At 33.5% G+C, this 24445-nt stretch carries 22 protein-coding genes and 1 pseudogene; 1 reads left to right on the top strand and 22 read right to left on the bottom strand.

Annotated elements, in window-relative coordinates:
• Positions 1–345: 345 nt before the first annotated feature.
• The gene (locus ACFWM3_RS20185; RefSeq protein WP_390312707.1) at positions 346–540 is read right to left on the bottom strand and encodes a hypothetical protein; all 195 of its coding nucleotides are present in this window, start codon (positions 538–540) and stop codon (positions 346–348) included.
• 163 nt (positions 541–703) lie between these two features.
• Between ACFWM3_RS20185 and pdaB the strand changes: the two genes are divergently transcribed.
• Positions 704–1471: a polysaccharide deacetylase family sporulation protein PdaB gene (gene pdaB / locus ACFWM3_RS20180; RefSeq protein ID WP_390312705.1), complete on the top strand. Its 768-nt coding sequence runs from the start codon at positions 704–706 to the stop codon at positions 1469–1471.
• 21 nt (positions 1472–1492) lie between these two features.
• On the opposite strand, the gene ACFWM3_RS20175 is transcribed toward pdaB, so the two are convergent.
• From ACFWM3_RS20175 to ACFWM3_RS20075, 21 genes and pseudogenes are all read right to left on the bottom strand, one after another.
• A complete protein-coding gene (locus ACFWM3_RS20175; protein WP_056467536.1) occupies positions 1493–2080 on the bottom strand; it encodes a KinB-signaling pathway activation protein in 588 nt (195 codons plus the stop codon).
• Between the two features lie 185 nt (positions 2081–2265).
• Positions 2266–3327 (bottom strand): Mrp/NBP35 family ATP-binding protein, encoded by a 1062-nt coding sequence (locus ACFWM3_RS20170; RefSeq protein ID WP_056467532.1) that lies wholly within the window; start codon positions 3325–3327, stop codon positions 2266–2268.
• Positions 3328–3610: 283 nt separating this feature from the next.
• A complete protein-coding gene (gene cwlD, locus ACFWM3_RS20165; protein ID WP_056467529.1) occupies positions 3611–4321 on the bottom strand; it encodes an N-acetylmuramoyl-L-alanine amidase CwlD in 711 nt (236 codons plus the stop codon).
• Between the two features lie 58 nt (positions 4322–4379).
• A complete protein-coding gene (locus tag ACFWM3_RS20160) occupies positions 4380–4811 on the bottom strand; it encodes a DUF2521 family protein (RefSeq protein WP_056467526.1) in 432 nt (143 codons plus the stop codon).
• A 231-nt stretch (positions 4812–5042) separates the two neighbouring features.
• Complete coding sequence (locus ACFWM3_RS20155) at positions 5043–6311, bottom strand: saccharopine dehydrogenase family protein (protein WP_390312703.1); 1269 nt, start codon at positions 6309–6311, stop codon at positions 5043–5045.
• A gap of 163 nt (positions 6312–6474) precedes the next feature.
• Positions 6475–7800: a phage portal protein gene (locus ACFWM3_RS20150; RefSeq protein WP_390312701.1), complete on the bottom strand. Its 1326-nt coding sequence runs from the start codon at positions 7798–7800 to the stop codon at positions 6475–6477.
• Positions 7801–8022: 222 nt separating this feature from the next.
• Positions 8023–8955 carry a response regulator gene (locus ACFWM3_RS20145; RefSeq protein WP_390312699.1) on the bottom strand — a complete coding sequence of 311 codons (933 nt, stop codon included), beginning with the start codon at positions 8953–8955 and terminating at the stop codon, positions 8023–8025.
• Entirely contained in the window at positions 8952–10205 is a 1254-nt protein-coding gene (locus ACFWM3_RS20140; RefSeq protein ID WP_390312711.1) for an ATP-binding protein, read from the bottom strand. The genes ACFWM3_RS20145 and ACFWM3_RS20140 overlap by 4 nt, the downstream gene beginning before the upstream one ends.
• 174 nt (positions 10206–10379) lie before the next feature.
• On the bottom strand, positions 10380–12074 hold the full coding sequence (locus ACFWM3_RS20135; protein ID WP_390312697.1) for an NAD-dependent malic enzyme: 1695 nt from the start codon (positions 12072–12074) through the stop codon (positions 10380–10382).
• A gap of 226 nt (positions 12075–12300) precedes the next feature.
• Positions 12301–13737: an aspartate ammonia-lyase gene (aspA, locus tag ACFWM3_RS20130; protein WP_056467511.1), complete on the bottom strand. Its 1437-nt coding sequence runs from the start codon at positions 13735–13737 to the stop codon at positions 12301–12303.
• 18 nt (positions 13738–13755) lie between these two features.
• Positions 13756–15027, bottom strand: a complete 1272-nt coding sequence (locus ACFWM3_RS20125) for a cation:dicarboxylate symporter family transporter (RefSeq protein ID WP_056467508.1) — start codon at positions 15025–15027, stop codon at positions 13756–13758.
• A gap of 354 nt (positions 15028–15381) precedes the next feature.
• A complete protein-coding gene (locus ACFWM3_RS20120) occupies positions 15382–17154 on the bottom strand; it encodes an ATP-binding protein (protein ID WP_390312695.1) in 1773 nt (590 codons plus the stop codon).
• On the bottom strand, positions 17147–18358 hold the full coding sequence (locus tag ACFWM3_RS20115) for a hypothetical protein (protein WP_390312693.1): 1212 nt from the start codon (positions 18356–18358) through the stop codon (positions 17147–17149). Before ACFWM3_RS20115 ends, ACFWM3_RS20120 begins: the two co-directional genes overlap by 8 nt.
• 428 nt (positions 18359–18786) lie before the next feature.
• The gene (gene rpsI / locus ACFWM3_RS20110) at positions 18787–19179 is read right to left on the bottom strand and encodes a 30S ribosomal protein S9 (protein WP_056467505.1); all 393 of its coding nucleotides are present in this window, start codon (positions 19177–19179) and stop codon (positions 18787–18789) included.
• 21 nt (positions 19180–19200) lie between these two features.
• Positions 19201–19638: a 50S ribosomal protein L13 gene (rplM, locus tag ACFWM3_RS20105; protein ID WP_056467502.1), complete on the bottom strand. Its 438-nt coding sequence runs from the start codon at positions 19636–19638 to the stop codon at positions 19201–19203.
• A gap of 157 nt (positions 19639–19795) precedes the next feature.
• Positions 19796–20539: a tRNA pseudouridine(38-40) synthase TruA gene (truA, locus tag ACFWM3_RS20100; RefSeq protein WP_056467499.1), complete on the bottom strand. Its 744-nt coding sequence runs from the start codon at positions 20537–20539 to the stop codon at positions 19796–19798.
• Between the two features lie 12 nt (positions 20540–20551).
• A complete protein-coding gene (cbiQ, locus tag ACFWM3_RS20095) occupies positions 20552–21346 on the bottom strand; it encodes a cobalt ECF transporter T component CbiQ (protein ID WP_056467496.1) in 795 nt (264 codons plus the stop codon).
• Complete coding sequence (locus ACFWM3_RS20090) at positions 21343–22209, bottom strand: energy-coupling factor ABC transporter ATP-binding protein (protein ID WP_056467494.1); 867 nt, start codon at positions 22207–22209, stop codon at positions 21343–21345. Before ACFWM3_RS20090 ends, cbiQ begins: the two co-directional genes overlap by 4 nt.
• Positions 22185–23027, bottom strand: a complete 843-nt coding sequence (locus ACFWM3_RS20085) for an energy-coupling factor ABC transporter ATP-binding protein (protein ID WP_390312690.1) — start codon at positions 23025–23027, stop codon at positions 22185–22187. The genes ACFWM3_RS20090 and ACFWM3_RS20085 overlap by 25 nt, the downstream gene beginning before the upstream one ends.
• Before the next feature lie 113 nt (positions 23028–23140).
• A complete protein-coding gene (gene rplQ, locus ACFWM3_RS20080) occupies positions 23141–23503 on the bottom strand; it encodes a 50S ribosomal protein L17 (RefSeq protein WP_056467487.1) in 363 nt (120 codons plus the stop codon).
• Positions 23504–23587: 84 nt separating this feature from the next.
• Positions 23588–24418: pseudogene (locus ACFWM3_RS20075) on the bottom strand (DNA-directed RNA polymerase subunit alpha); the annotation flags it as partial.
• Positions 24419–24445: the final 27 nt, after the last annotated feature.

The raw sequence follows: 24445 nt of genomic DNA, 5'->3' as shown, positions 1-24445 counted from the left end.
AACTCTCCATAAAAGTTAAGTTTAAATCTTGTATTGCTCAAAAAACTAATAATTGACGTTTACTTCATGTTTTGTTTAGTTTTCAAAGTTCACTTCATCGCCCGTAAGCGACTTTTTAATATTACCATTTCGCAATATAGCCTGTCAACATTTTTTAAAAATTATTTTTTAATTTGTTGAATCAGTTTTTTATTGTCGTTGAAGACAAGAAATAATATACCACGTATTCAAATATAACGTCAATACTAAATTAGATTTTTTTAAAAATCTTTTTCATGGACTAAGTGAACAAGCCTCATATGTTTGCGTAAATAAGAAGTAATACTACTTTCACTCTCTACTCCATTATATAAGCGAATCCTTACATAGCGGTAATCTATTATACACTTCATATAAGATTTTCTTCTTTTGGACCATTTCATTTTTAACTCTTTCATTTAAGTTATGCGATGATAATTCTTTATCTAATTCATATAGCGAACGTATTATGAGCGATTCGATCTCTAATACATGCACCTTATTTAGAAGCACTCCAAACATAAACACCACTCCATGGTATTTTCATCATTTATACGATTTTAAGAAAATCCCAATTTTATTGTTCCAATACTTTAAACATTTAATCATTTCGTTTTATAGCATACAAGCTTACTAAATCTCATATCCTTTATATAAGAACTTGGACAAGAAAGAAGGCGATTTTATGCTTTTTTACTTTTACATCACTTCAAAAAGAAAATTAAAGCAATTTTCTTTAATTACTATTATTGCATTTTTCACAGCTTGCTTAGTTTATATACAAGCACCTAAAACATTTTCAACTTTTTCAACGAACAAGGGGCCAATGGCAATTTACAAAGGTGATGCCTCACAAAAAAATGTAGCTCTTACCTTTGATATAAGCTGGGGCGATGAAAATGTACTTAAAGTTTTGGACGTATTACGAAATCAAAATATTACGAACGCAACTTTTTTCATATCCGCATCATGGGCAGAGCGACATCCAGAGATTGTTGAAACAATAGTTAAGCAAGGTCACGAGATTGGGACACTTGGGTATCGTTATAAAAGCTACACCCAGTTAACTCCAGTTGAAATGCAAAGAGATTTAAATAATTCAGCTGAAGTATTTAATCGTCTAGGCGTAAAAGATGTTAGGTTATTTAGACCACCAAATGGTGAATATAATAAAGAAGTTATAAAGCTTGCTGCAAGAAACAATCTTTCTGTGATTCATTGGAGTATTAATACTGAAGACTGGAGAAATCCTGGAACAAATAAAATTGTAAAAAGCGTAGAAAAAAATGCAGATCCGGGAGACATCATTTTACTCCATGCAAGTGATTCAGCACTTCAAACACCAAAAGCATTGCCATTAATTTGGTCCTATTTAAAGGGCGAAGGATATAAAAACATAACTGTTTCTCAAATGATATCTAATACGAAAACAAATATTAAAATTGTAAAATAAAAAAGCTAAGAGATATTTCTCTTAGCTTTTTAGTATTTTGTGTAAAGTTAATAACTGATACGCATTACAAACAAATAGAGGTACTAACATTAGAATTAACCACGAAAGGTCATTCTGTCTTAATGCAGGAACCCATTCAACGATTGTAACGACAATCATAAAAAATAATGCTGGAATAAACGCCCCTTTGTTTGTTTCTTTCATTTTTATATAAGAAACAATCAAACTGCCTACTAAGAGCACTATTGGGAATATTAAATATACGGTAAAAGCCTCTCCATGTGCATACTCTTTAAATCGAAAATAAGCTAAATCAAATAATGCAAATACGATTAATACAATTTGAACTGTATTCCATAATGACTTAAATAAGCCTAATCCGAATCTATGTATTGTCAAATATGCAAAGAATCCCATCTGACTTACTGCACTGAATACTAATCCCAATATAAATAAAAATGATACTTCTACTAGTAGTTTAATAAATCTGGCATCTTGCACGTAACCTAAATACTCTTTATACCCATAAAGGATCCCCGTTAAGATTGTTGCAATTCCGCCAACTAGTAATGTTGTTAAAAATAATCGAACCAATTTCCGACTCGTCATTCGTTTCTTAATCCCCCGTTTTCACAAAGCTTCTGCTTTTCTTCATAATTAACGATTCATATCAAACTTTATTAACTATTTAATCAATATAAATACCCTTATAATTTAATTCATGTCTAAATATTAGCATGGATATAACCAGTACTAACAAAAAACAAGCATACAAATTAAAAGGGTATTGTTTATTATTTATTTAATACGATTTTTTCGACTACTTCCTTAGCAATCGACGTATAGATTTTACCAGTTGGGTGATCTTTATCGTATATTGAAGGAGCAAAATCTTCTTCATCCCAATCAGGCTGCTGTAAAGGTAATTGTCCTAATAGAGTTGTTTGAAGCTCTTTTGCAAGCCTTTCTCCTCCACCTTTACCAAAAACATACTCTTTTTCGCCAGTTTTTTTACTTTCAAAATAACTCATATTTTCTACAACACCAATAATTTCATGATTTGTCTTTAATGCCATTACGCCCGCTCTTGCTGCAACAATTGAAGCTGTAGGATGTGGTGTCGTAACAATTATTTCCTTACAAGATGGTAACATGCTATGAACATCTAAAGCTACATCTCCAGTACCAGGTGGTAAATCTAGTAATAAATAATCTAAATCTCCCCATTCTACTTCTGTGAAGAACTGTTGTAGCATTTTACCAAGCATTGGACCTCTCCAAATAATTGGTGAATTATCTTCTACAAAGAATCCCATTGAAATGACCTTAACTCCAAAACGATCAACTGGAATGATGCGTTCACCTCTGATCACAGGTCTAGTCGTAATTCCCATCATATCCGGTACACTAAAGCCATAAATATCAGCATCAATTATACCTACTTTTTTACCTAATCTTGCAAGAGAAACTGCTAAGTTTACAGAAACTGTTGATTTTCCTACTCCACCTTTTCCACTTGCGATTGCTAAGAATTGTACTTTTTTATTATCTAACAGTGAAAGTGATGAGTTTTCTTGGTTGTCCTCATTAAACTGACTTTTTTCTTCTTCTGTAAATTCAGTAAAGCGAATTCCAACTGTATCTGCACCATTTTGCTTTAATAGCTGAACAATTTGTGTTTGAATTTGCATTTGTTCAGCTGTGCCCGTTTTCAACAATGCAATTTTAACGCTTACATGTTTCTTCTCTTCTTTTATCGATATTTCTTTAACAGCATTTAATTCTACTAATGATTTATTTATAAACGGCTCATTAATTGTACCTAAAAGTGATAATACTTGTTCATTGGTAAGCATATTTACACCTCGTTATCTTAATATACTAAATAGTATAACACATGTAACATCGTTAGTCCTAAGTAACATTACTTAGTTAGTAAAAATGAAAACCACCGATTAATTCGGCGGTTCCTTATCGTAGACGAAGTCCAGTAAATATGATTTTCAAACTAATTATAAACGTTTGTCTTTCGAGGCACGAAGTCTGTGCGAAAGCGGTGTTACCCTAAACGATAATGAGCACCGTAAGCTGACGAAATAACGAAGAAAGCGAGCGTTTGCCAATAGTTTGAAACACTGATTAATTTGGCGGTTCATTTTTATCTGTATAGTATCTAATAACCCCTCGATATATAGCCGCAGCAAGTTTATCTTGATATTCTTCATCTCTTAACTGCTGACTTTCTTCATAATTTGATAAAAAGCCAACTTCAACAAGCGCACCTGGTACTTTGGCATATTTCATCAAATAAACATGATTAATAATTTTCGCTAATCGATGAGTATTATTTAGACTTTCTCTTAACTCAGCTTGAACGTATTTTGCAAATCGCTCGTTTTCAATTAATGAACCATAAAAGAATGTTTGTGCACCTTTTGAAGAAGTTCTTGGTAAAGAATTTAAATGAATTGATATGTATAAGTCTGCGTTCGATCCATTAATAATTTCTACCCTTTTCCTTAAATCAACGCTTTTTCTTCTACTATATCCTTTCATACCATCCTCTGCTAGATCGTAATCTCCATCTCTTGTCATAATAACCGTTGCGCCTTGACCTTGTAAATAATCCCTTAGTTTATTTGTTATTGAAAGAGCAACAACTTTTTCAATAACATCTCCACCTGAAGCACCTCCATCTGGTCCACCATGTCCAGCATCCAAAACAATCACTTTTCCATCTAGAGGTAGTCCTCTAAAATTCCAGGTCTTTGAAGTTTTTTGTAATAAAGGTATACTCAAAATCAAAAAAACAAAGGTTACGATGATAACGATTAAATGCCATCTTTTCATTTTTTCTCCCCCTGATTGTCCTATAAAAAATATATGGGACAACTAGGAAGAATATGACTTACTTTGATAAACGAAGTCTGTGTCTTCTTTCTCCTTTTACATATCCATCTAACCACCAATTATTTAAAAAAGATTTACATCGGTCAAACGGTTCTGTTTGAATATCATCCTTACGACCAAATACAGAAGAATAAAATAAATAAGCTAACCATTCAGATTCTTTAGCTGATCTTCTTTTAACATTCTCGATTGGTTCACCATAAAAACCAAATCGGCTATATCTTGCACCCAATAAGTATGTTTCTACCGCTAACTCAAAACAGTAATCTTCTCTTGCTTTTCTTTGGTTAATGTCTGCGTCTATACAGTAGGAAAATGAATCCTTTAATTGTGCTTTTAATTGCATTATTTTTAGTTCTCTTAATAAGCTCTTTTCAAATGTAATTTGCTTTGCTCTTCTTTTTTCTCGGAAATTTGTTATAAGATTCATGATGAAACCTCCCCGTAGCCATAGTCTAAGACGAAAAGGTGTGCTTCATTCAAAAACTACATACTTAATTTCTTCCATAAAAAAATAATAATTTTCATAAAAAATACAGATTTTAAAAATTGTATTAATTTTGAATTAAAAATGCAGTTTTTTAAGACTTATAAAGGTCTACTCTTTCTTAAATAATAAAAAAGAGAGGTCTAAAAATACGTTCTCCCCTCTTTCATATTTTTAATTATTGAATGATTTCATTCTTTGTAAAAGTAATCCGTCACTTTTTTCATTTTCCCCATATACAAACTGAGGCATATGATATTTTAAATATTGTCCATATTTACTATTCGTATTTAATACTAATTCATCTACAAAGTAGGCACCATTTTCTACTGTATCCAAAACTAAACTTGCAACTCCTGCATAAACACCACACGCGACCTGAAGATAGGTTGCATTTGTACCGTAATTAGCGAATGCATCTTTATTGTTCATAACATTATAGATATAGCGCTCTTTATCTTCGTACACAAGTAAAACTCCAACTACGTCCTCTCCTACCAATGGAGCTGTTGAAGGATCTAGAAGCTTTTTATCAAAACCCAATATTTCGTCAGTGTTTTTTAAATTATTTCTAATTAGATTTGTTGTATGCTCATTAACACGATACACAAAACCACTTTCTAAGTTGAACAATTTGCCAATAATAAATACTTCTTCGTGTGGCATAAGACAACCATAAAAGACTTTTTCCCCTAACGTTACTTTAAATTCAACAGAATAAACATCATCATACAAGAAGATTGGAATATTTTGTTTAACAAACATAGGAAAGCTTGTGACCGCCTCTTCTAGGAAGCAATCTGGGGACCAAGTGGTGTAAATTGTTTCTTTTTGAGCTATTGAAGGGTTTTCATAAAAAGAATTATCATGTTCAACAATGTAACATGCAAGAGGTTTTTCGGAAGGGAATTGGTTCATTAAATCGATTGCCATCCATTGCACAATACCAGGATTCATCCCTGAACCAATAATTGCTGTAGTATTTTTAAACTTTCGTTTATTTTCCTCGAAGATACGTAAACGTTCTTTAAGTGGGAACCCGGAATTGATACTTTCATCTCCATCTACTATTTCACTTTCTAAAGCTGTGTTGACATACTTCACACCAAACTCATTACAACAGCGCAACATTTCAACAGAATCTGCTCTAGAAACATCAACTACAATAACCGTATTACTCTCAATGAGATGTTTTTTCATTAAATCAATATTATTAACATTCATTTCATGAAACGTAACATTTTCAATTAGGTTAGGAATAATCCTTTCAAAATAAGTCAAATCTTTCTGTTTCAAATCAATTAAATGAAACCTGGCATTTTTCATTAGCTGATGAATTGGATCATTTTGATCATTTGCCGCTTTATTAAATATAGAAAGTACTGCCTTTGCCACTCCCCCAGAACTACCTAATAGGGTAATAATCGCATCTTTTTCAAACATATAAACAACTCCATAAATTGGTTTAATATTAGATTTTACTTTACTATATGAACAAATAGGAAAAGTGTTCGGACAAGTATCCTGTCTATATGACTTATGCTAAATACCTAATTGAAAAAAAAAAGCCTAACTAATAATTAGTTAAAAGCTCTATTTTTGATTATTAATTAGTTTTGTCGTCAGTTTCTGGTTTTTCTAATAGTTTCTTCTGTTGTTCCATACAAAACTCTTTAAATTGTTTACATTCTTCTAAACACTCTTGTCTGCATCTTTCAATTTCTTCCTCGCGTCTCTTTTCTCTTTCAACTCGTAATTCAAATTCTCTATCTCTTTCTTTTTGGTCGATTGGCGCTGTATCCGTTTTTAGAAGTGGTACATCTCCTCTTTTTATTGGTCCGATTCCAAATAGAGAACGCCATTCATTAGGTGTTAAGGAAGCTCGTTCTACCATAATTGAAAATGCTAATTTAGTTGCAATCGATGCAAATTCTAAGTTAGATGCTTCAAAAACGATCCGATTACCATTTTTTCGTTCCGCTGGAGTGAAGAATTTACGTGTAAATTCATTATTTAGCTGGATGACTAAAGGATTAATAACAGCTTCATTATACGAATTCCATTGATCCTCATTAAATGTACTTTGAACTATATTTTCGTTTGTATTAAAAAAACTATGGATTCGTCTGATTGCATCACTTGTTCTTTGTGCCTCTGGAGCGTAATTACTTGCAGGTACTTGTTGTAAAGTGTACGTTGGCTCTGAAAAACCCGCTTTTACACCGTCACCTGTAAATTTCATATAATTGTTTACAAATTCATTCGTATTCTTAGTCATATCTTCTTCATCTAGTAATTCCTTAAAATTCAACAACCAATTCATAAAGCGATTGTTACTTACATTTTGGACGATACTATCATCTACCGAATCAATTACTTCTAATAACGGAAGTAAAGGATCATATGGCGGAGTACCAAATAGATCATTACTATTAAAATCTTGTCTTAAATGAATGATATCGCTATAAGGTAAAATTAGTACATTTTTAGTTTTGAATGTGAACTTTAAAAAAATCAAACCCTGATTATTTTCAAGTACTTCAACTTTCGTACAAGGAATAGGAAATAGAGCGATAGGATACCCAAAATCATTTCGCTTTATAAATGCAAATGCGTTACTATTTAAGTCAAGTTGCGTTACCATTTTCTCTAAAAGTAATTGCCTAGACATAAATGGATTTGGTTCTTGAAGTACATTAAAAACCCACGGATCGGGGTTAATCTTGCATTCTCTATTATTTTCTCTAACATGTGTTACTTTTAGTTTTCCTATTGCATTGGCTTTAGGTCTAATACATGCCCTGATCACATCATTCTTAAATAATGTATCGCCTAATGTTAATTGGCCATCCCCTTCATCATTTAATAACTCAAAAGAACTAGTACTTGATTGAAAATTCATTTTGCCCATTATCCAATCGATTAAGCCCAACGCACATCACCCCTAACGTAGATGGCCAAAGGTATGATTTATTAAGGTATATTATTTTATTCTTTTAAAACTCTTCTATGCTACAATTCGAGAATGAATTATTAGAATTTTTTAATTTTTATCATTTTAAAATATGAGTATACTATTTAGTTTATTCCTGAATGCAATCAAATACGAAAAGACCCTCACCAAAAGCGCTTGAGGGCCAACTAAAATTTATTTTTAATATCTTTCAACTAAAAGTTGTTTCGATTCAAAGTATAAAACTTGTATAAATTTCTTTGCATTAATGCGAGTATGTGTTGATGGAGTCATGGATACTTGCTTCAATTCACTCATTCTTTGACGTACTGTTTCAAAATCAAAAAACTTTGAAGCATAATTTTCAAATTTAGGGTTTGCAAAATCTGTCAATCCTATTGATGCCATATGATTTAATGATTGGTAAATTGCTCTACGTACTCGTTGTTCTGATGATTTCCTTTCCCGCTCAACGTCTTCTTGAGAATTTACAATTCCTAGCTTTTTTAAACTGATGTGAGTGTATATATCCTTTAATGTAGGAAACCCTGACTCTAACCCAAAATTCGTTTCATATTCATATAGGTAATTGAGCATATCAAGCAGGTCCTTGCTCCCATTTTCTCCAGCTATGCCAAGTTCTGATAACAGAACCTGTCCCCAATCCGTAATTTTCTTTTTATCAGACACTGGAGTATGTTGATTTATTGAATTTACATCAAAAACATTACTTAATGATTTTTGAATGTCAAGAATCGATCGTTCAAGTCGAATTCGCTCCAAGACCTTTCTAACGACCGAAATCACTTCAATTTTGTTCAATGGCTTAGTAATATAATATTCAATACCGAGAGAATAAGCTTCACCAATTAATTCTTTCGACTCGACTTGGGAAATCATAATAATTTTCCCTTTGAATGAAGGTCCAATTCTGCGAATTGTTTCTATACCGTCCTGAAGAGGCATTAATAAATCGATAAATAAAATATCAACATGATTTATTTCAAGTGTATTTACATCTAAAAAAAAGCCATCTTCCGCCTCACCAACAACTTCACCTAACTCTTCATCTTCTATGATTTGTGACAACATCGATCGAAAGACTTCATCATCATCCGTGATATAAAAATTCATAAATTCACCCTTTCTAAGACGAGAGCTCCAATTGGTAGTCGAATCGTAAAAATACATTCACTCTCTTTTTGATTGAGAATAACTTCTCCTCCCAATTCTTCTGCCATTTCTTTAATATAGGATAAACCGATTCCAGTAGATGGGGTTCCATCATCGCTATATTTAGACGTAAACCCAGGTTTAAAAATAAGCTTCATATTTTTTGAAGGAACTCCAGGACCATTATCAATAACCTTGCATTCAATCCAATCTTCAACTCTTTCTATTGATAAGAGGATTCTCCCTTTATGCTCTATAGCTTCAACTGCGTTCGCAACTAAGTTATTAATAAATGATAGCATTAGGTAAATATGATAGTGTGGATGTTCTCCTTTTATATGAGAAACAAACTCAATTTTTTTTCCTAGCATGCCTGCATATTTTTGATTAATTCGTATAATCATTGTGACTAAATCATTTACACTCATATATTCAGGCAAACTTTCACTTGTAATAAGTTTAGAAAGTCCAGCGAAAATTCTTTGGTTATCCTTTTTTATTTCATGTACCTCTCCTGCGATTCTTAAAGATTTGCTCCCCCATTTTTCAATTGGAACTCCTAAATCCTGTTTATACTTACTCATGTCTCGGTATAAATTGTAGGATTCTTTTGTTATTGTTTCAGCATTTTGTAATGTCTTTTTCAAATAAACAGATTCTACATACAAATTAGATAAGTGCATAAGCATATTTTCATTCTCTTTACGAGTTTGTGATTCCTTCAGTTTTAGCTCGTAAAGCTTCATCATATTGATAAATGCTAATACAAAAAAACTTCTAAACACCGCAATAATAATAATTTTGTTTAACTCTTCTACAGTAAGTGAAGATCCCATTCCATATAGTTGCAGTATTAACTCGATTAAACTAGAAGTGATCTCAATAGTAATACCGAAAATTCCTATTAGCAAAGGGTGCTGAAACCGATTTACTTTTAATAAATAAAATAAAACGGAAAATGAAAAATAATATAAAAAAGTAGGGAATCTGACTGAAAAGGATGAAGCAAAATTAAAATCTGTTAATACTAACCAATCAAGTCCAACACGGAATAAAAAGACAGATATGCCAATTAACAACCCGATTAAAACAGAATGATAATTCCTAAAATACAATAAAGAAAAGAAAAAAATTGGTGTTCCAAAACTAACGCGAAATATATTATCAAATGGATGAAAGTTCAGTTCACCGGCTATCGGAACTATAACCATAAGTGCAATAACAATCCAGAAATCTTTACCTTGCAGTCCTTTAGATTTCAAATCCGCCACTTCCTGATTTTTGCTACTAGTATATCGCCTTGTTGTTATTAACACAATGATCCTCCATACTACTAAATTTCATAAGAAAATACAGCTTGATGATACAAGCTGTATTTTTTGTTTTTATATAGTGACCAATTCTTTAGTAGCTTTAATAGGTCGATATGCAGGCTCCCACATTGCGTTTCGTACAGCTTGCTCAATATCGTCATGTACAACTCGAGCTACCCCGTCAGCAACTGCTGCTTTTGCTACTTCAATCGCAACTACTTCTGAAATAGTACGTAGATTCTCGATTTGAGGTAGTAATGGTGCACCTAATTTACTTACATCGATCATTTCCGCTACAGCTTCTGCAGCCGCTGCAAACATTCCATCAGTAATAATACTAGCGCGTGAAACATTTGTTCCAAGTCCTAAGCCCGGGAAAATAAGAGCGTTATTTGATTGACCAATTACATAAACCGTTTTGTTATATGTTACTGGAGCAAAAGGACTTCCTGTTGCTACCAATGCTCTTCCTTCAGTCCACTTGATTAAATCAGAAGGTTTTGCTTCTGCAAGTGGTGTAGGATTTGACATCGGTAAAATTACAGGTCTTTCAACATGTGCTGCCATATCTTTTACAATCTCTTCTGTGAAAGCACCGGCAACAGTTGAAGTACCAATTAAGATCGTAGGATGAACTTGACCTACAACTTCTGCTAGGCTTGCACCTGAATTATTTTCCTCGATTGGACGCGCATACGGTTGTTGGAAGTCGAACAACCCTTCCATATCCTCTGCAAGCAATCCGTTTCGGTCTATACACCAAAATCTGCGGTTTGCTAATTCGTATGAAAGACCTTCGCGTACCATTGCATCACGTACTTGATCTGCGATTCCAATACCTGCTGCTCCTGCACCGAATACAACTACACGATGTTCACTTAATGGAATACCAGATGCATTCACTGCTGCTAGCACTGCTGCAAGTGATACTGCTCCTGTACCTTGAATATCGTCATTGAAAGTACAAACATGGTGGCGATACTTATCTAATATGTTTCGTGCATTTTTAGAGCTAAAATCCTCCCAATGAAGTAAAGCATTTGGGAATTTTTCTACAGCAGATCTAACAAACTTATCAATAAACGCATCATATCGACTATCGCGAACGCGAGGATGACGATTTCCAACATAAAATGGATTATTTAATAGTTCTTCACGATCAGTACCAACATCTAAAACGACTGGCAATACTCGAGCTGGATCAATACCTGCCGCAGCTGTATATACCGCTAATTTACCGATTGCGATATTAATACCTCCAACTCCCCAGTCACCAATTCCTAATATTCCTTCACCGTCAGTAATAACGATTAAATCAATTTCATCTGCATTTGCACCATAATGATCAAATGCTTGTTCAATACCATCTTCTTCATTAATCGATAAATACAAACCACGAGGTCTTCTATATTCATTACTATAACGTTGAATTGCTAAACCAACTGTTGGTGTATAAACAACTGGAAGCATTTCAGGTAAGTGGTCAGTTAGTACACGATAAAATAATGTTTCATTACGATCATGTAAAGCTGATAATGCAACATTTTTATGCAAATCAGTAGGTTGTGACGAGAATTGCGCATAAGCTCGTTTAGCTTGCTCCTCCAGCGTCAGTACAGCCGGCGGTAATAATCCTGTTAAACCTAATTCTTTACGTTCCTCTTGAGTAAATGCAACTCCTTTATTAAGCATTGGCACACCTAATAATTCTGCACCTCGCAAGGTAGTCTCCACTTCTCCATTCGAACCTACCTTGAATTTATGCATATAATCCCATCCCTTTTCTATCTTTTTATTTTTATCTTTTTTAGTTAAGCAAAAAAGGGCTTTTCGCCCTTACTTTGTCATAATTAATGGTCAAACTGATTTAAAGTCACTGTTCTTTCAATGTGCAAGGCCAGTAGCGGCGCTATCGTTACATACATGGCGGTATAAGCACCGCATACAGGCAAAGCTACATAGAAAGTGAGCGTTTATCAGCAGTCTGACTGATTTATTGACGTTCTAAAAGAACTGCACCAGCAATACCAGGGTGAGTCATTTCAAATGGATCTAAAATTAAATCAAGTTCTTCTTCTGATAATACATCATATTTTAAGCAAAGTTCACGAATTGGTTTTCCTGTTAGAATTGCTTCTCTAGCTATTCTCGCAGCAACTTCATAACCGATATGTGGATTAACCGCTGTGATTAGACCAACGCTCTTTTCAACATATTCTTTCATTCTGTCTTCATTCGCTTCAATTCCTCTTAAACAATTATCTGTAAACGCACGGAATGCATTATTCATAATGTTAATTGATTGAAGTAAATTAAATACTAGAACTGGCTCCATAACGTTTAATTCTAATTGTCCTGCTTCAGACGCTAAACAGATTGTATGATCATTACCGATTACTTGGAAAGCAACTTGGTTAATAACTTCTGCCATTACAGGATTTACTTTACCTGGCATAATAGATGAACCTGGTTGACGTGCTGGCAATGAAATTTCACCAAGACCTGCACGTGGGCCTGAAGCCATTAAACGTAAATCATTCGCAATTTTAGACATATTCATCATACATACTTTTAGAGCAGCCGATACTTCTGTGTAAGCATCAGTGTTTTGAGTAGCATCAACAAGATGCTCAGCTCCAACAAGTGATAATCCGCTTATTTCAGCAAGTTGCTTAACAACTAGTTCAATATAGCGAGGATCCGCATTTAAACCTGTTCCAACCGCTGTAGCTCCCATATTTACCTCATATAAGTGCTGACGAGATTGTTCGATACGTTTTATATCACGACCAAGTACTCGAGAATATGCTTCGAATTCTTGTCCTAAACGAATCGGTACTGCATCTTGTAAGTGAGTACGACCCATTTTAATTACATGGTCAAATTCTTTTGCCTTTAAGTCAAATACATCACGCATATAATTCATTGTATTTAATAATTTCTCTAACATATTTAAAGTCGCGATATGAATTGCAGTTGGGAATGCATCATTTGTAGACTGCGACATATTTACATGGGTATTTGGACTAATGCAGAAATAGTCACCTTTTTCTTTACCTAGAATTTCAAGCGCACGATTTGCAATAACCTCATTTGCATTCATATTCATTGATGTCCCTGCGCCACCTTGGATAGGATCAACAATGAACTGATCATGCCATTTACCCTCAATAATTTCTTGAGCTGCCTCTGCAATCGCTTTACCATTTCCTTCATAAAGGCGTTTTGTTTCTACGTTAGCAAGTGCTGCTGCCTTCTTTACAATTGCTAAAGCTTTAATAAGCTCTTCGTGAATTTTATAACCAGTAATAGGAAAGTTCTCAACTGCGCGTAATGTTTGGACACCATAGTAGGCATCTGCTGGAATTTCTTTTTCCCCTAAAAAATCTTTTTCAATGCGTATGTTTGGTTTAATTTCAGTAGCCGCCATTTGTTTTTTCTCCCATCTTTACGCAACTTTTGATTCCTTAATAGAATCAATATATTGTTGCGCCTTCTCTTTATCGTATTCGCCTTCCCATTTCGCCATTGTAATGGCTGCTAACGAGTTTCCTAATACATTTACTGCAGAACGAACCATATCTAAAATACGGTCAATACCCGCAATTAATGCGATTCCTTCTAAAGGTAATCCCATTGAACCTAGTGTAGCCAGTACTACTACGAACGATGCACCAGGGACACCGGCCATACCTTTTGATGTAAGCATTAGTACAAATAACAATGTTACTTGCTCCATAAATGACATGTGAATATTGTACATCTGAGCAACAAATAATGCAGCAAGAGCTTGGTAAATCGCTGAACCCGTTAAGTTAAAAGAGTACCCTGTCGGTATAACAAAAGATACAATTGCTTTTGGACAACCCATTTCTTCCATTTTTTTCATAATGTTTGGAAGTACTGCTTCCGAACTTGCTGTTGTAAATGAAAGAATCAGTTCTTCCTTTAAAATCTTCATTAGTGTAAAAATATTCGTCCCTGTCATTTTAGCATTAATACCTAAAATAACAATAGCAAAAAATGCTACAGTTATATAAACAGCTAAAACAAGTTTACCAAGTGGTAATAAAGTACTTACACCAAACTTTGCAACTGTTACAGCAATTAACGCGAAAACCCCGAACGGAGCAGTTTTCATAACTTGATTTGTAACCCAAAACATCGCTTCTAATACGCCTTCAAAAAATCCAAGAACAGGCTTTCCTTTTTCTCCGATCGCTGCTACTCCTAAACCAAATAGTACAGAGAAGAAAATAATCGGTAAAAGATCACCTTGTGCCATTGATTCAAACACATTTTTTGGGAAAATGTGAACGATTGTCTCTGCAAAACCACTTTGTTGTGTTGCAGTTGCTGTTTGTTCATATGCTGAAATATCACCTTTTTGCAGATGACTCATATCTACGCCTTTACCTGGATGGAATACATTCGCTGCAAGCATTCCAATTCCAAGCGCAATCGTTGTAATGATTTCAAAATAAAGAAGTGTTTTTCCTCCAAGTTTTCCTAGCTTCTTTATATCCCCTACACCCGCTACAGCTACTACAAGAGCTGAAATTACAATTGGCATAACAATCATTTTAATTAAATGAATAAAGATATCACCAATCGGTTGAATATAAGATATTGCCTTTTCATTTCCGTATACTAAAGCTCCTACAACAATACCTAATATAAGAGCAACAAAGATTTGCGTAGCTAATCCAAATTTCTTCATATAAATCCCCCTTGTTAACGCTTTCAAACATATAAATGAAATACATAACTAATTTTATATGCAAACCTACAAAACAATACAAAAACCTACAAACACTTTTAAAATAAATATAAAAAGTTTCAAAAGATGATTAGGAATATATATAGAGGAACAATAAAGTGATGATTGGCAAGAAGGGCAATAAAACTGGCATGTCCTAAAACATTGCAAAGTTAGAATAAAAAACTCCTGTCCACATTGTAGAAAGGAGTTTTGAACGTATCTAAAAATTCAGTTGCTCTGAAACTTTACGGTTACAAGGTAATTTTGATAAACTTTTATAAAAGTAGTATTTAATTATTTCCCTCCATTTTTTTACTCGATGCCTTCTTCTTTACGCCAACGTTTAATTATTTCCGTAAAAGAAACTTCTTTCCAAGGTCTCTGCCATTCATTATAGAATTTTACACTCTGTGATTTCGGTTCTGGATTAGGTTTATCTAGTTTTACAATTGTTGGCATAATAATTGAATCACCCACTACAATGCATTCTCCAGAAGATAAACTTGGCAAAATTTGTGTTATATTCTGTGTACTATCAGGTAAGAGGTTCTTTATAAAATTTTGGTCATTACTATTAGTTAATCGTAAAGACATAAAGTTATTACATTGAGCAAAAATAGTCTCTGATACTTCAGCAGGTCTTTGACTCACAACCATTAGACTCAATCCGTATTTTCTTCCTTCTTTAGCGATTCTTTCTATTGACTTCTTTGAGGAATTATATTCTGCTCCACCTGATTTAGGGATATAGTTATGTGCTTCTTCACACACAATCATTACAGGAATATCATTTAATAAATCATCATCATGTTGAATTTTAGAATAGTAAAAACAAAAATCAAAAACTAATCTAGACACAAGACTCACAGTAATACTTAATACTTCAAATGGAATACCACTTAGGTCTACTATTGTGACATTTGATTTATTTAAGTAACCCAAAAACTGCTGTATTATCTCTTCAAAATCAGTTGTAGAATATGAACTTCCATCTTCTTTATGAGGATCTAATATAAAATTCAATCTCTTGTCGCTCATTTTAGTCTCTAATCTTGATAGAAGTCTGTTGAATTCTCCATTAAAGGGTCCGTTTGAAGCCTTTGTTGCTGCAGCAGTTGATTGGGAAACAAAATCATATATAGAATCAAAATAATAATCTTTTCTATCATTAATAAGAGTTCCATTAAATAATTTAGGACAGTTCTCTCCTGCCAATTTTCCGATTACTTCTTTATTCATATTTTCTAGATAATTAAAAACTTCTTTAATGCTAAAATAAACTGGTGTATCATATGTTATCTCACTTACACTCGGGTTATGTTTCTCCTTATTATAAATAACCGCTTGCTTAAACATAGATATTTGATTATGAGAGTTGTTTTCATTACTTTCAATAAATAATGATTCAAGCTCTTGGGAATTCATTAACCAATAAGGAAGCTTGAGCTTATCAACTGATAAATCATTTAAAGTAAAATCTTGATTATCTACCAAGGTGAATGCAGATTTATATTCTGAATGAATGTCAAAAATTAGTATATGGGAATTTTTTCTCGCACCTTTGTTTAAGTTTTTAGCATCATTTATTCCTACAGCATTTTGTAGCACTCTTGCAACAGTACATGATTTACCTGAACCAGTAGACCCTACGATGGCTACATGTTTTCCAAAAAATTTATCTCCATCTATTTTCACTTCAATAGACTGATTTTGTGAAAGTACACCTATTGGGAAATTATAATCAGAATTTGCCTTAAATATCCTGTCCATAATCCCATCGTTTAGAATATATACCGGCTCAGTTGGGACAGGCAGGCTCTTAGTACCTCTTAAAAAATCATCTTCTACTAAACTGCCTATTGGTTGACTCTCAATAATTAACTTAAGATCATCCTGAATATTATAATCTAAAGCTCTAATATTATTTATTACACATATTATAAAGTTACTATTTCCATCTGAAACTTTAAGATACTGTCCAATTTGTAATTTATCTTTATTATCTTCAAGAATCTTTAGACTATTTATACCAATTAACACTAAGTCTGGTGAACTTGATATTACAAATCCAATCTTGTTACTCATACGATTCACTCATCCCCATTATGTATCTAATTTGTTTAATATCTTTCAAATCAACTTGTTCAAGATTTATATCTTGTAAATCCAATTCTTCAGGTACCGTTTCATTAAATACAAAAAAATCATCACATTTATACTCATTCAAAATCCCTAAGATGTTGCTATCATACCTCTTTAACTTTAGAAGGAATTCTACGTATAATGATTTTCCAATTTTAGCCCTTACAGGATCAATTAAAAACTTATTTTTATCAAAGAATGCATCTGTTACTAAACCATCATTAAATTTAACATTTTTTTTGTGCAGTCTAACTCTTATGCTATGGAAAACTTCTTCGCTACACTCAATACAAAAAATTGGAGTTTTATCGTGCACTTCTTTGTAATGATATTTATTTAGGTAATCGGTGATAAATGTTACTATTTCTTCATTGAAATTATCAACAGAAGATTCTGAAATCAAAAAGTATCGTAACCTTGAATTTTTAGCTAAATTTGAGTTCAACTGTCTCTTTTTCGTTTTCAAAATGATGTCTAAAGTTTTTAACGATCTTGTCCATCTAGTTACAGCAGTTTTCCTAATTAGATGCAGATTTTTAGTCAGTGTTGAGTTATTAATTTTCCTTTGATCTGGTTGATGAATAATACTTAAATCTGCAATCATTTGAATGGCATTTGGATAAAATAATTCATCTATGCTATCCTTTGGTAAATCATTGCTTATTAATGCTGTTTTTACATCATCTATTAAACTTTTTAAAGATGCACCAAACTCAAGAGTAAATCTTTTTATAAATTGTTTTATATCGACTTTACCTTTTAGCTTTTCAATCATTTTTTTATATTTTTTATCATTAGACTTAAAAATTATATTTACTTGTTCTTCAGTCAATTTTAACTCCGTACCACAATCTTCACTAGGAAAATGAGCATATAACCTATATTCTATGTTACTTCCTGAATTATCATAAAAATGTTCCATCATTTGAAGTATTGGTTTATAAATAGTACTAAGTTGGAATCTTTCACTTGCCTCATGATATTTACATTGTATTGCTTTAGTTATCAGCGGAGTCTTAACTTCAATGTCTTCAACAATACCTTCTATATATATTATCGAATCATCTTTATCATTTAACACTTCTAATAACGTTTTATTAAATTGATAAATAAACCCCTGTATTGTATAATCTGCAGTCCTCTCCAAAAAAATGTCTCCTTTCGCCGTCCCTATACCCCTTATTTTATCCTTTATTACCTTTTTTTGGAAGTAATAGATAATCTTTACCAATATAACAACTAAACGCTTCAGATAAGTTATCAGTATGACGAGAAAACAAGTTATTTTACTGTTCGGCTTACCTCTTTTTAAATACTTACGAAATTTCAAACTATTATTATTGATGATCTCGATATGTATATACGCTTTTATATCTAAAAGTAGCAAGTCCCAAAAAGTTCATGTCAGATTCATGCAGGATATCGAACAGCCACGAAAGAGTAATAGAACAGCTAATTTGTTTATTTACAATATGAATTTTTGAGGAAGAGAACTAAATCAATTTATAAGCAAAATAAAACCCTTCCTCAGTAATCTGAGAAAGGGTTTTAAAAGAACGTTTATATAAAGCAATATTAACGTTTTGAGAACTGAGGAGCTCTACGTGCACCTTTAAGACCGTATTTTTTACGCTCTTTCATACGTGCATCACGAGTTAATAATCCAGCGCGTTTTAAAGTTCCGCGGTATTCAGGATCAACTTGTAATAATGCTCTTGAGATACCGTGACGAATTGCACCAGCTTGACCAGTGTATCCACCACCGTTAACGTTTACTAAAATATCATAGCTACCTAATGTTTCAGTTGCAACAAGTGGTTGTTTAACAACTTCTCTTAATGCAGCGAATGGGATGTAATCTTCAAAATCACGACCGTTAATGATAACGCGTCCTTCGCCAGGAACTAAACGTACACGAGCTACTGAGCTTTTACGACGTCCTGTGCCATAGTATTGTACTTGTGCCATGTGAATGCCCTCCTTTTATAATTATCCGCGAAGTTCGTAAACTTCTGGTTTTTGTGCTTGGTGTGGATGCTCGTTACCAGCATACACGTGTAATTTTTTAATTTGAGCACGTCCAAGACGTCCTTTTGGAAGCATACCTTTAACAGCTAACTCAAGCATTTTAACTGGGTAGTTAGTACGCATTTCTAAAGCTGTACGCTCTTTTAAACCACCAGCATACATTGTATGACGGTAGTAAATTTTATTGTTTAATTTGTTTCCTGTTAATTCAACTTTCTCAGCGTTGATGATGATTACGTTATCACCTGTATCAACGTGTGGTGTGAAAGTTGGTTTGTGCTTACCGCGAAGTAAAGTAGCTACTTCAGTTGCAAGACGACCTAAAGTTTTTCCTTCAGCGTCTACAACGAACCACTTACGTTCAACTTCGCTAGCTTTTGCCATATAAGTTGTGCGCATTCTATTTTCCTCCTAATACAATATACATAAAGTAAAATTGTTTTTATTGTTTATCTTTAACACGACTGGTTCCGGGGCTAATCGTGGTTCTTAAAACAATACCGTATTTAATATTAAACTTTATACCTTCTAATGTCAAGCAAATGTTACACCAGGATTAGTTGTTATAATCAACTTTCCATAAAAACAGGCCATTAGGCGGTGAAGTCTTACCAGCCTTGGCTCGATCACGTGCTAATAATGCGTTTTTAACACTTTTTACATCACGCTTTCCTTGCCCCACTTCAATTAATGTTCCAACAATTATTCTCACCATATTATAAAGAAAACCATTTCCTTCAAGAGCGATGACAATCCCTTGATCTGTTTTATTAATACTTCCTTTATAAATCGTTCGTACTTTGTCCTTTATATCCGTATTTGATGCACAAAAGGAACTAAAATCATGTGTACCTAGTAAGCAATCCAATGCTTCTTGCATTTTAACAGTATTTAGGTCAAAAGGAAAAAAATAATGATGGTTTCTAGAAAAAACATTTTCGTCTTTTTCATTCCAAATAAAATAACGGTATTCTTTTCGAACGACATCAAATCTAGAATGAAAATTATCATCAACGATCTCTACAAATTTAACATTTATATCTTTAGGTAATTGTGCATTTAATGCCCTTTTCCATTGCTCTGGTTGAAGCACAAATTCACTATCAAAATGAATTACTTGTCCTACTGCGTGGACCCCTGTATCTGTCCTACCAGATGCGTGGATTCTTATTGGATTCCCTTTGTGCATTTTTGTTAGAACCTTCTCAATATCCGTTTGGACTGTTCTCTGATTAGGTTGAACTTGGTAGCCATTAAATTGTGTGCCGTCATATGAAATTATACATTTAATTCGATTCATAACTTATCTCCATTACTTACGTAAAAACAATAATAGTAAAAATAATATCAGTAATACAACAAAGCATGCTGTATCCCGTAAATGCCACTTCATAACACGAAACTTTGATCTTCCATCTCCGCCTTGGTAACCTCTAGCTTCCATCGCAACTGCTAAGTCTTCAGCCCGTTTAAATGAATGAATAAATAATGGCACAAGTAAAGAGACCAATGCCTTTAACCGATCTTTAATAGGTCCTGAAGAGAAATCCACTCCTCTGGACGATTGTGCCTTCATAATCTTCTCAGTCTCTTCCATAAGCGTAGGAATGAATCGTAGTGAAATTGACATCATTAAAGCCATTTCATGCACAGGTAAACCAAACCTTTTAAATGGGTTAAATAATGACTCAAGACCATCGGTAATTTCGATTGGATTTGTTGTTAATGTCAGTAAAGTAGTAATTGAAACTAAAAGAAAAAATCTTACTGATATATAAATACCTTGAATAATTCCTTCTTTATGAATATCGACCCATCCAAAATGATAAATTAGTGGTCCCTCTTTATTTGTAAAAACATGCAATAAAAACGTAAATACTGCGATCAACCAGATTGCTCTTAATCCTTTTAAATAATAATTAAAAGGTACTCTTGATAGCAGTACTGCTACAATTGAAAATAAAAATAAAATACCGTATGTTATAAAATTATTAGCAAAGAAAACGATACAAATAAAAATGAACATTGTAAGTAGTTTTGCTCTAGCATCTAGACGATGAATAAGTGAATCGATTGGAATATATTTTCCGATAATTAGACTATTCATTTTGTTTCCCCATTATAAAGATTCGCTATATAATTAGCGAGTTGTTCGATTGTTAGACTTGTAGCTTTTTCTTTAATACCTAATTTTTGATTTAGTTCTTGATGGAATTTTAAAGAAAGTGGAATTTGTAATCCAATTTCCTCTAATTCCTTTTCATAAGAGAATACTTCTAAAGGGCTTCCTTTTAAATACGTAGTCCCTTTTTGAAGTACATGAATCGTATCCGCATATCTCGCTGCATCTTCCATGCTATGCGTCACCAAAATGATCGTCAGGCCTTTTTCTTTATGCAATTGATAAAACATATCCATTAAAGCCTTTTGACCACTAGGATCAAGACCAGCAGTTGGTTCATCCAATACTAAAACTTCTGGTTCCATTGCTAAAACACCAGCAATAGCAACCCTTCGCATTTGTCCACCACTTAATTCAAATGGTGACTTCAATAAATATTCTTCACTTAAGCCTACTTTTTCAATTAGATCTTTAGCTCTTTTTTTTGCCTCATCTTCAGATACACCAAAATTCATTGGACCAAAGCAAATATCTTTCTCTACAGTTTCTTCAAATAATTGCTGCTCGGGAAACTGAAAAACTAAGCCTACTTTTTTTCTTAATGATTTTAAATTCTTGTTTTTCTTATCTGATAAAAGGGTAATATCGTCTATTTTAGCGATGCCCTCTGTTGGTTGTAAGAGGCCATTTAAATGTTGCAGAAAAGTAGATTTACCTGAGCCTGTGTGACCAATTACAGCATAATATGACCCTTCAGGTATCGTAACATCAATATCATAAAGAGCGCGATGCTCGAAAGGTGTTTTCGGCTGATAAGTATAGCCTACTTTTTCAAAAGTAATTTGCATAATTCGCTCACCAAGCTTTCTTGCTCTAGATGGTCTTGTCTCAAAGGTAAACCTTTTTCGATTAATAAACTAGAAAGGTTATTTGTAAAAGGAGATGCTAATCCAAGCGACTCTAAAGAAAACTCTGTTTTTAAAAGTTCTTCTGGAGTTACGCTTTGAAATAAATGACCATCGTGCATAATTAAAATACGGTCTGCATGTATTGCTTCTTCTATATCATGAGTAATCGAAATAACAGTCATATTAATATCTTTATGTAAATCACGAATTGTCTCGATTACTTCTTTTCTACCGAAAGGATCTAACATCGATGTAGCTTCATCTAATATTAATATACTTGGTTGAATTGCTAATGCTCCTGCTATTGCTACTCTTTGTTTTTGACCACCAGATAGAGAGTGTGGTTCATGGAGTACAAATTCGTTCATATTGACGATGTTTAAAACTTCTTCAATTCGACGATCCATTTCTTTTTTCTCTATCCCATGGTTTTCTAAACCAAATGCAATATCATCTATTACTGTCGTACCTACAAACTGATTATCTGGATTTTGAAATACCATCGCTATTTTCTTTCGAACATCCCAAATTGTTTCTTCTGATAAGCTAATTTCCTCATCAATCACAATTTGTCCTTCTTCAGGTAATATCAGTCCATTTAAAAGTTTAGCAAGCGTTGACTTTCCTGATCCGTTTCGACCTACAATAGCGATCCATTCATTTTCCTTTATATTAAATGATACCGAATGAACTGCATTTGATTGTGCCTGTGGGTATTTAAAAGATATGTTATCTACTTTAATACTATCTTTTCTCATTTGTTCACCTATAATTTCTCATTGTTTATAGATATATAATAGTCTAAAAGTAAACAGAAAAAAAGGGCAACGACATGTTTACTAGAAACGTCGAGCCCTTTTGTATTCGAATATTAAACTAATTCGATAACAACCATTGGTGCTGCGTCTCCACGACGAGGACCAATTTTTGCGATACGAGTGTATCCACCTTGGCGCTCTGTATAACGAGGAGCGATGTCAGCAAATAATTTTTGTAAAGCGTCTTGACCATTTTCAGCGTTAGCAACTTCATTACGGATGTAAGCAGCAGCTAGACGACGAGCATGTAAGTCTCCACGTTTACCTAAAGTAATCATTTTTTCAACAACTGAACGTAACTCCTTCGCACGAGTTTCAGTAGTTTGAATACGTTCGTTGATAATTAAATCAGTAGCTAAGTCACGTAACATAGCTTTACGTTGTGAGCTAGTACGTCCTAATTTTCTGTATCCCATTTCTAGTTCCCTCCTTTGTAAGTAGTATCAAAATTGGGTCATATAGACATGAAGAGAACGCCTCTCCCTTTATAGAAGCTACAATCAGTCTTCTTTACGTAGGCCAAGACCTAACTCTTCTAACTTATGTTTTACTTCTTCTAAAGACTTACGACCTAAGTTACGTACTTTCATCATGTCTTCTTCTGTCTTATTCGCAAGCTCTTGTACGGTATTAATACCAGCTCGCTTTAAGCAGTTATATGAACGAACAGAAAGATCAAGTTCTTCAATCGTCATTTCAAGGACTTTATCTTTTTGATCTTCTTCTTTTTCGACCATGATTTCTGCATTTTTAGCTTCGTCAGTTAAACCTACAAAAATGTTTAAGTGTTCAGTTAGAATTTTTGAACCAAGTGCGATAGCATCTTTTGGTCCAATACTTCCGTCAGTCCAAACATCAAGTGTTAACTTATCGAAATTTGAAACCTGTCCCACACGTGTATTTTCAACTTGGTATGTGACACGAGACACTGGAGTGTAAATCGAGTCGATAGGAATAACACCTATTGCTTGATCCTCTCTTTTGTTACCATCTGCAGGGATGTATCCACGTCCACGTCTAGCAGTTAAACGCATGCGTAAATGAGCATCTTTAGCAAGAGTTGCAATATGAAGATCTGGATTTAGAACTTCAACATCGCTATCATGCGTAATATCGGCTGCAGTAATTGGCCCCTCACCGCGTACATCAATTTCTAATGTTTTTTCTTCGTCTGAATAAATTTTCAGAGCAAGTTTTTTAACATTAAGGATAATTGTTGTAACGTCTTCTACAACACCTTCAACTGTAGAGAACTCATGTAACACGCCATCAATTTGAATAGCAGTTACAGCGGCACCAGGAAGTGAGGATAAAAGGATACGACGTAAGGAGTCTGTCTCTTATACACATCTCCGAGC

It is taken from the genome of Gottfriedia sp. NPDC058432 (genome assembly GCF_042721555.1).
Taxonomy (GTDB): domain Bacteria; phylum Bacillota; class Bacilli; order Bacillales; family Bacillaceae_G; genus Gottfriedia.
This window is presented reverse-complemented; position numbering and strand designations above follow the sequence as displayed.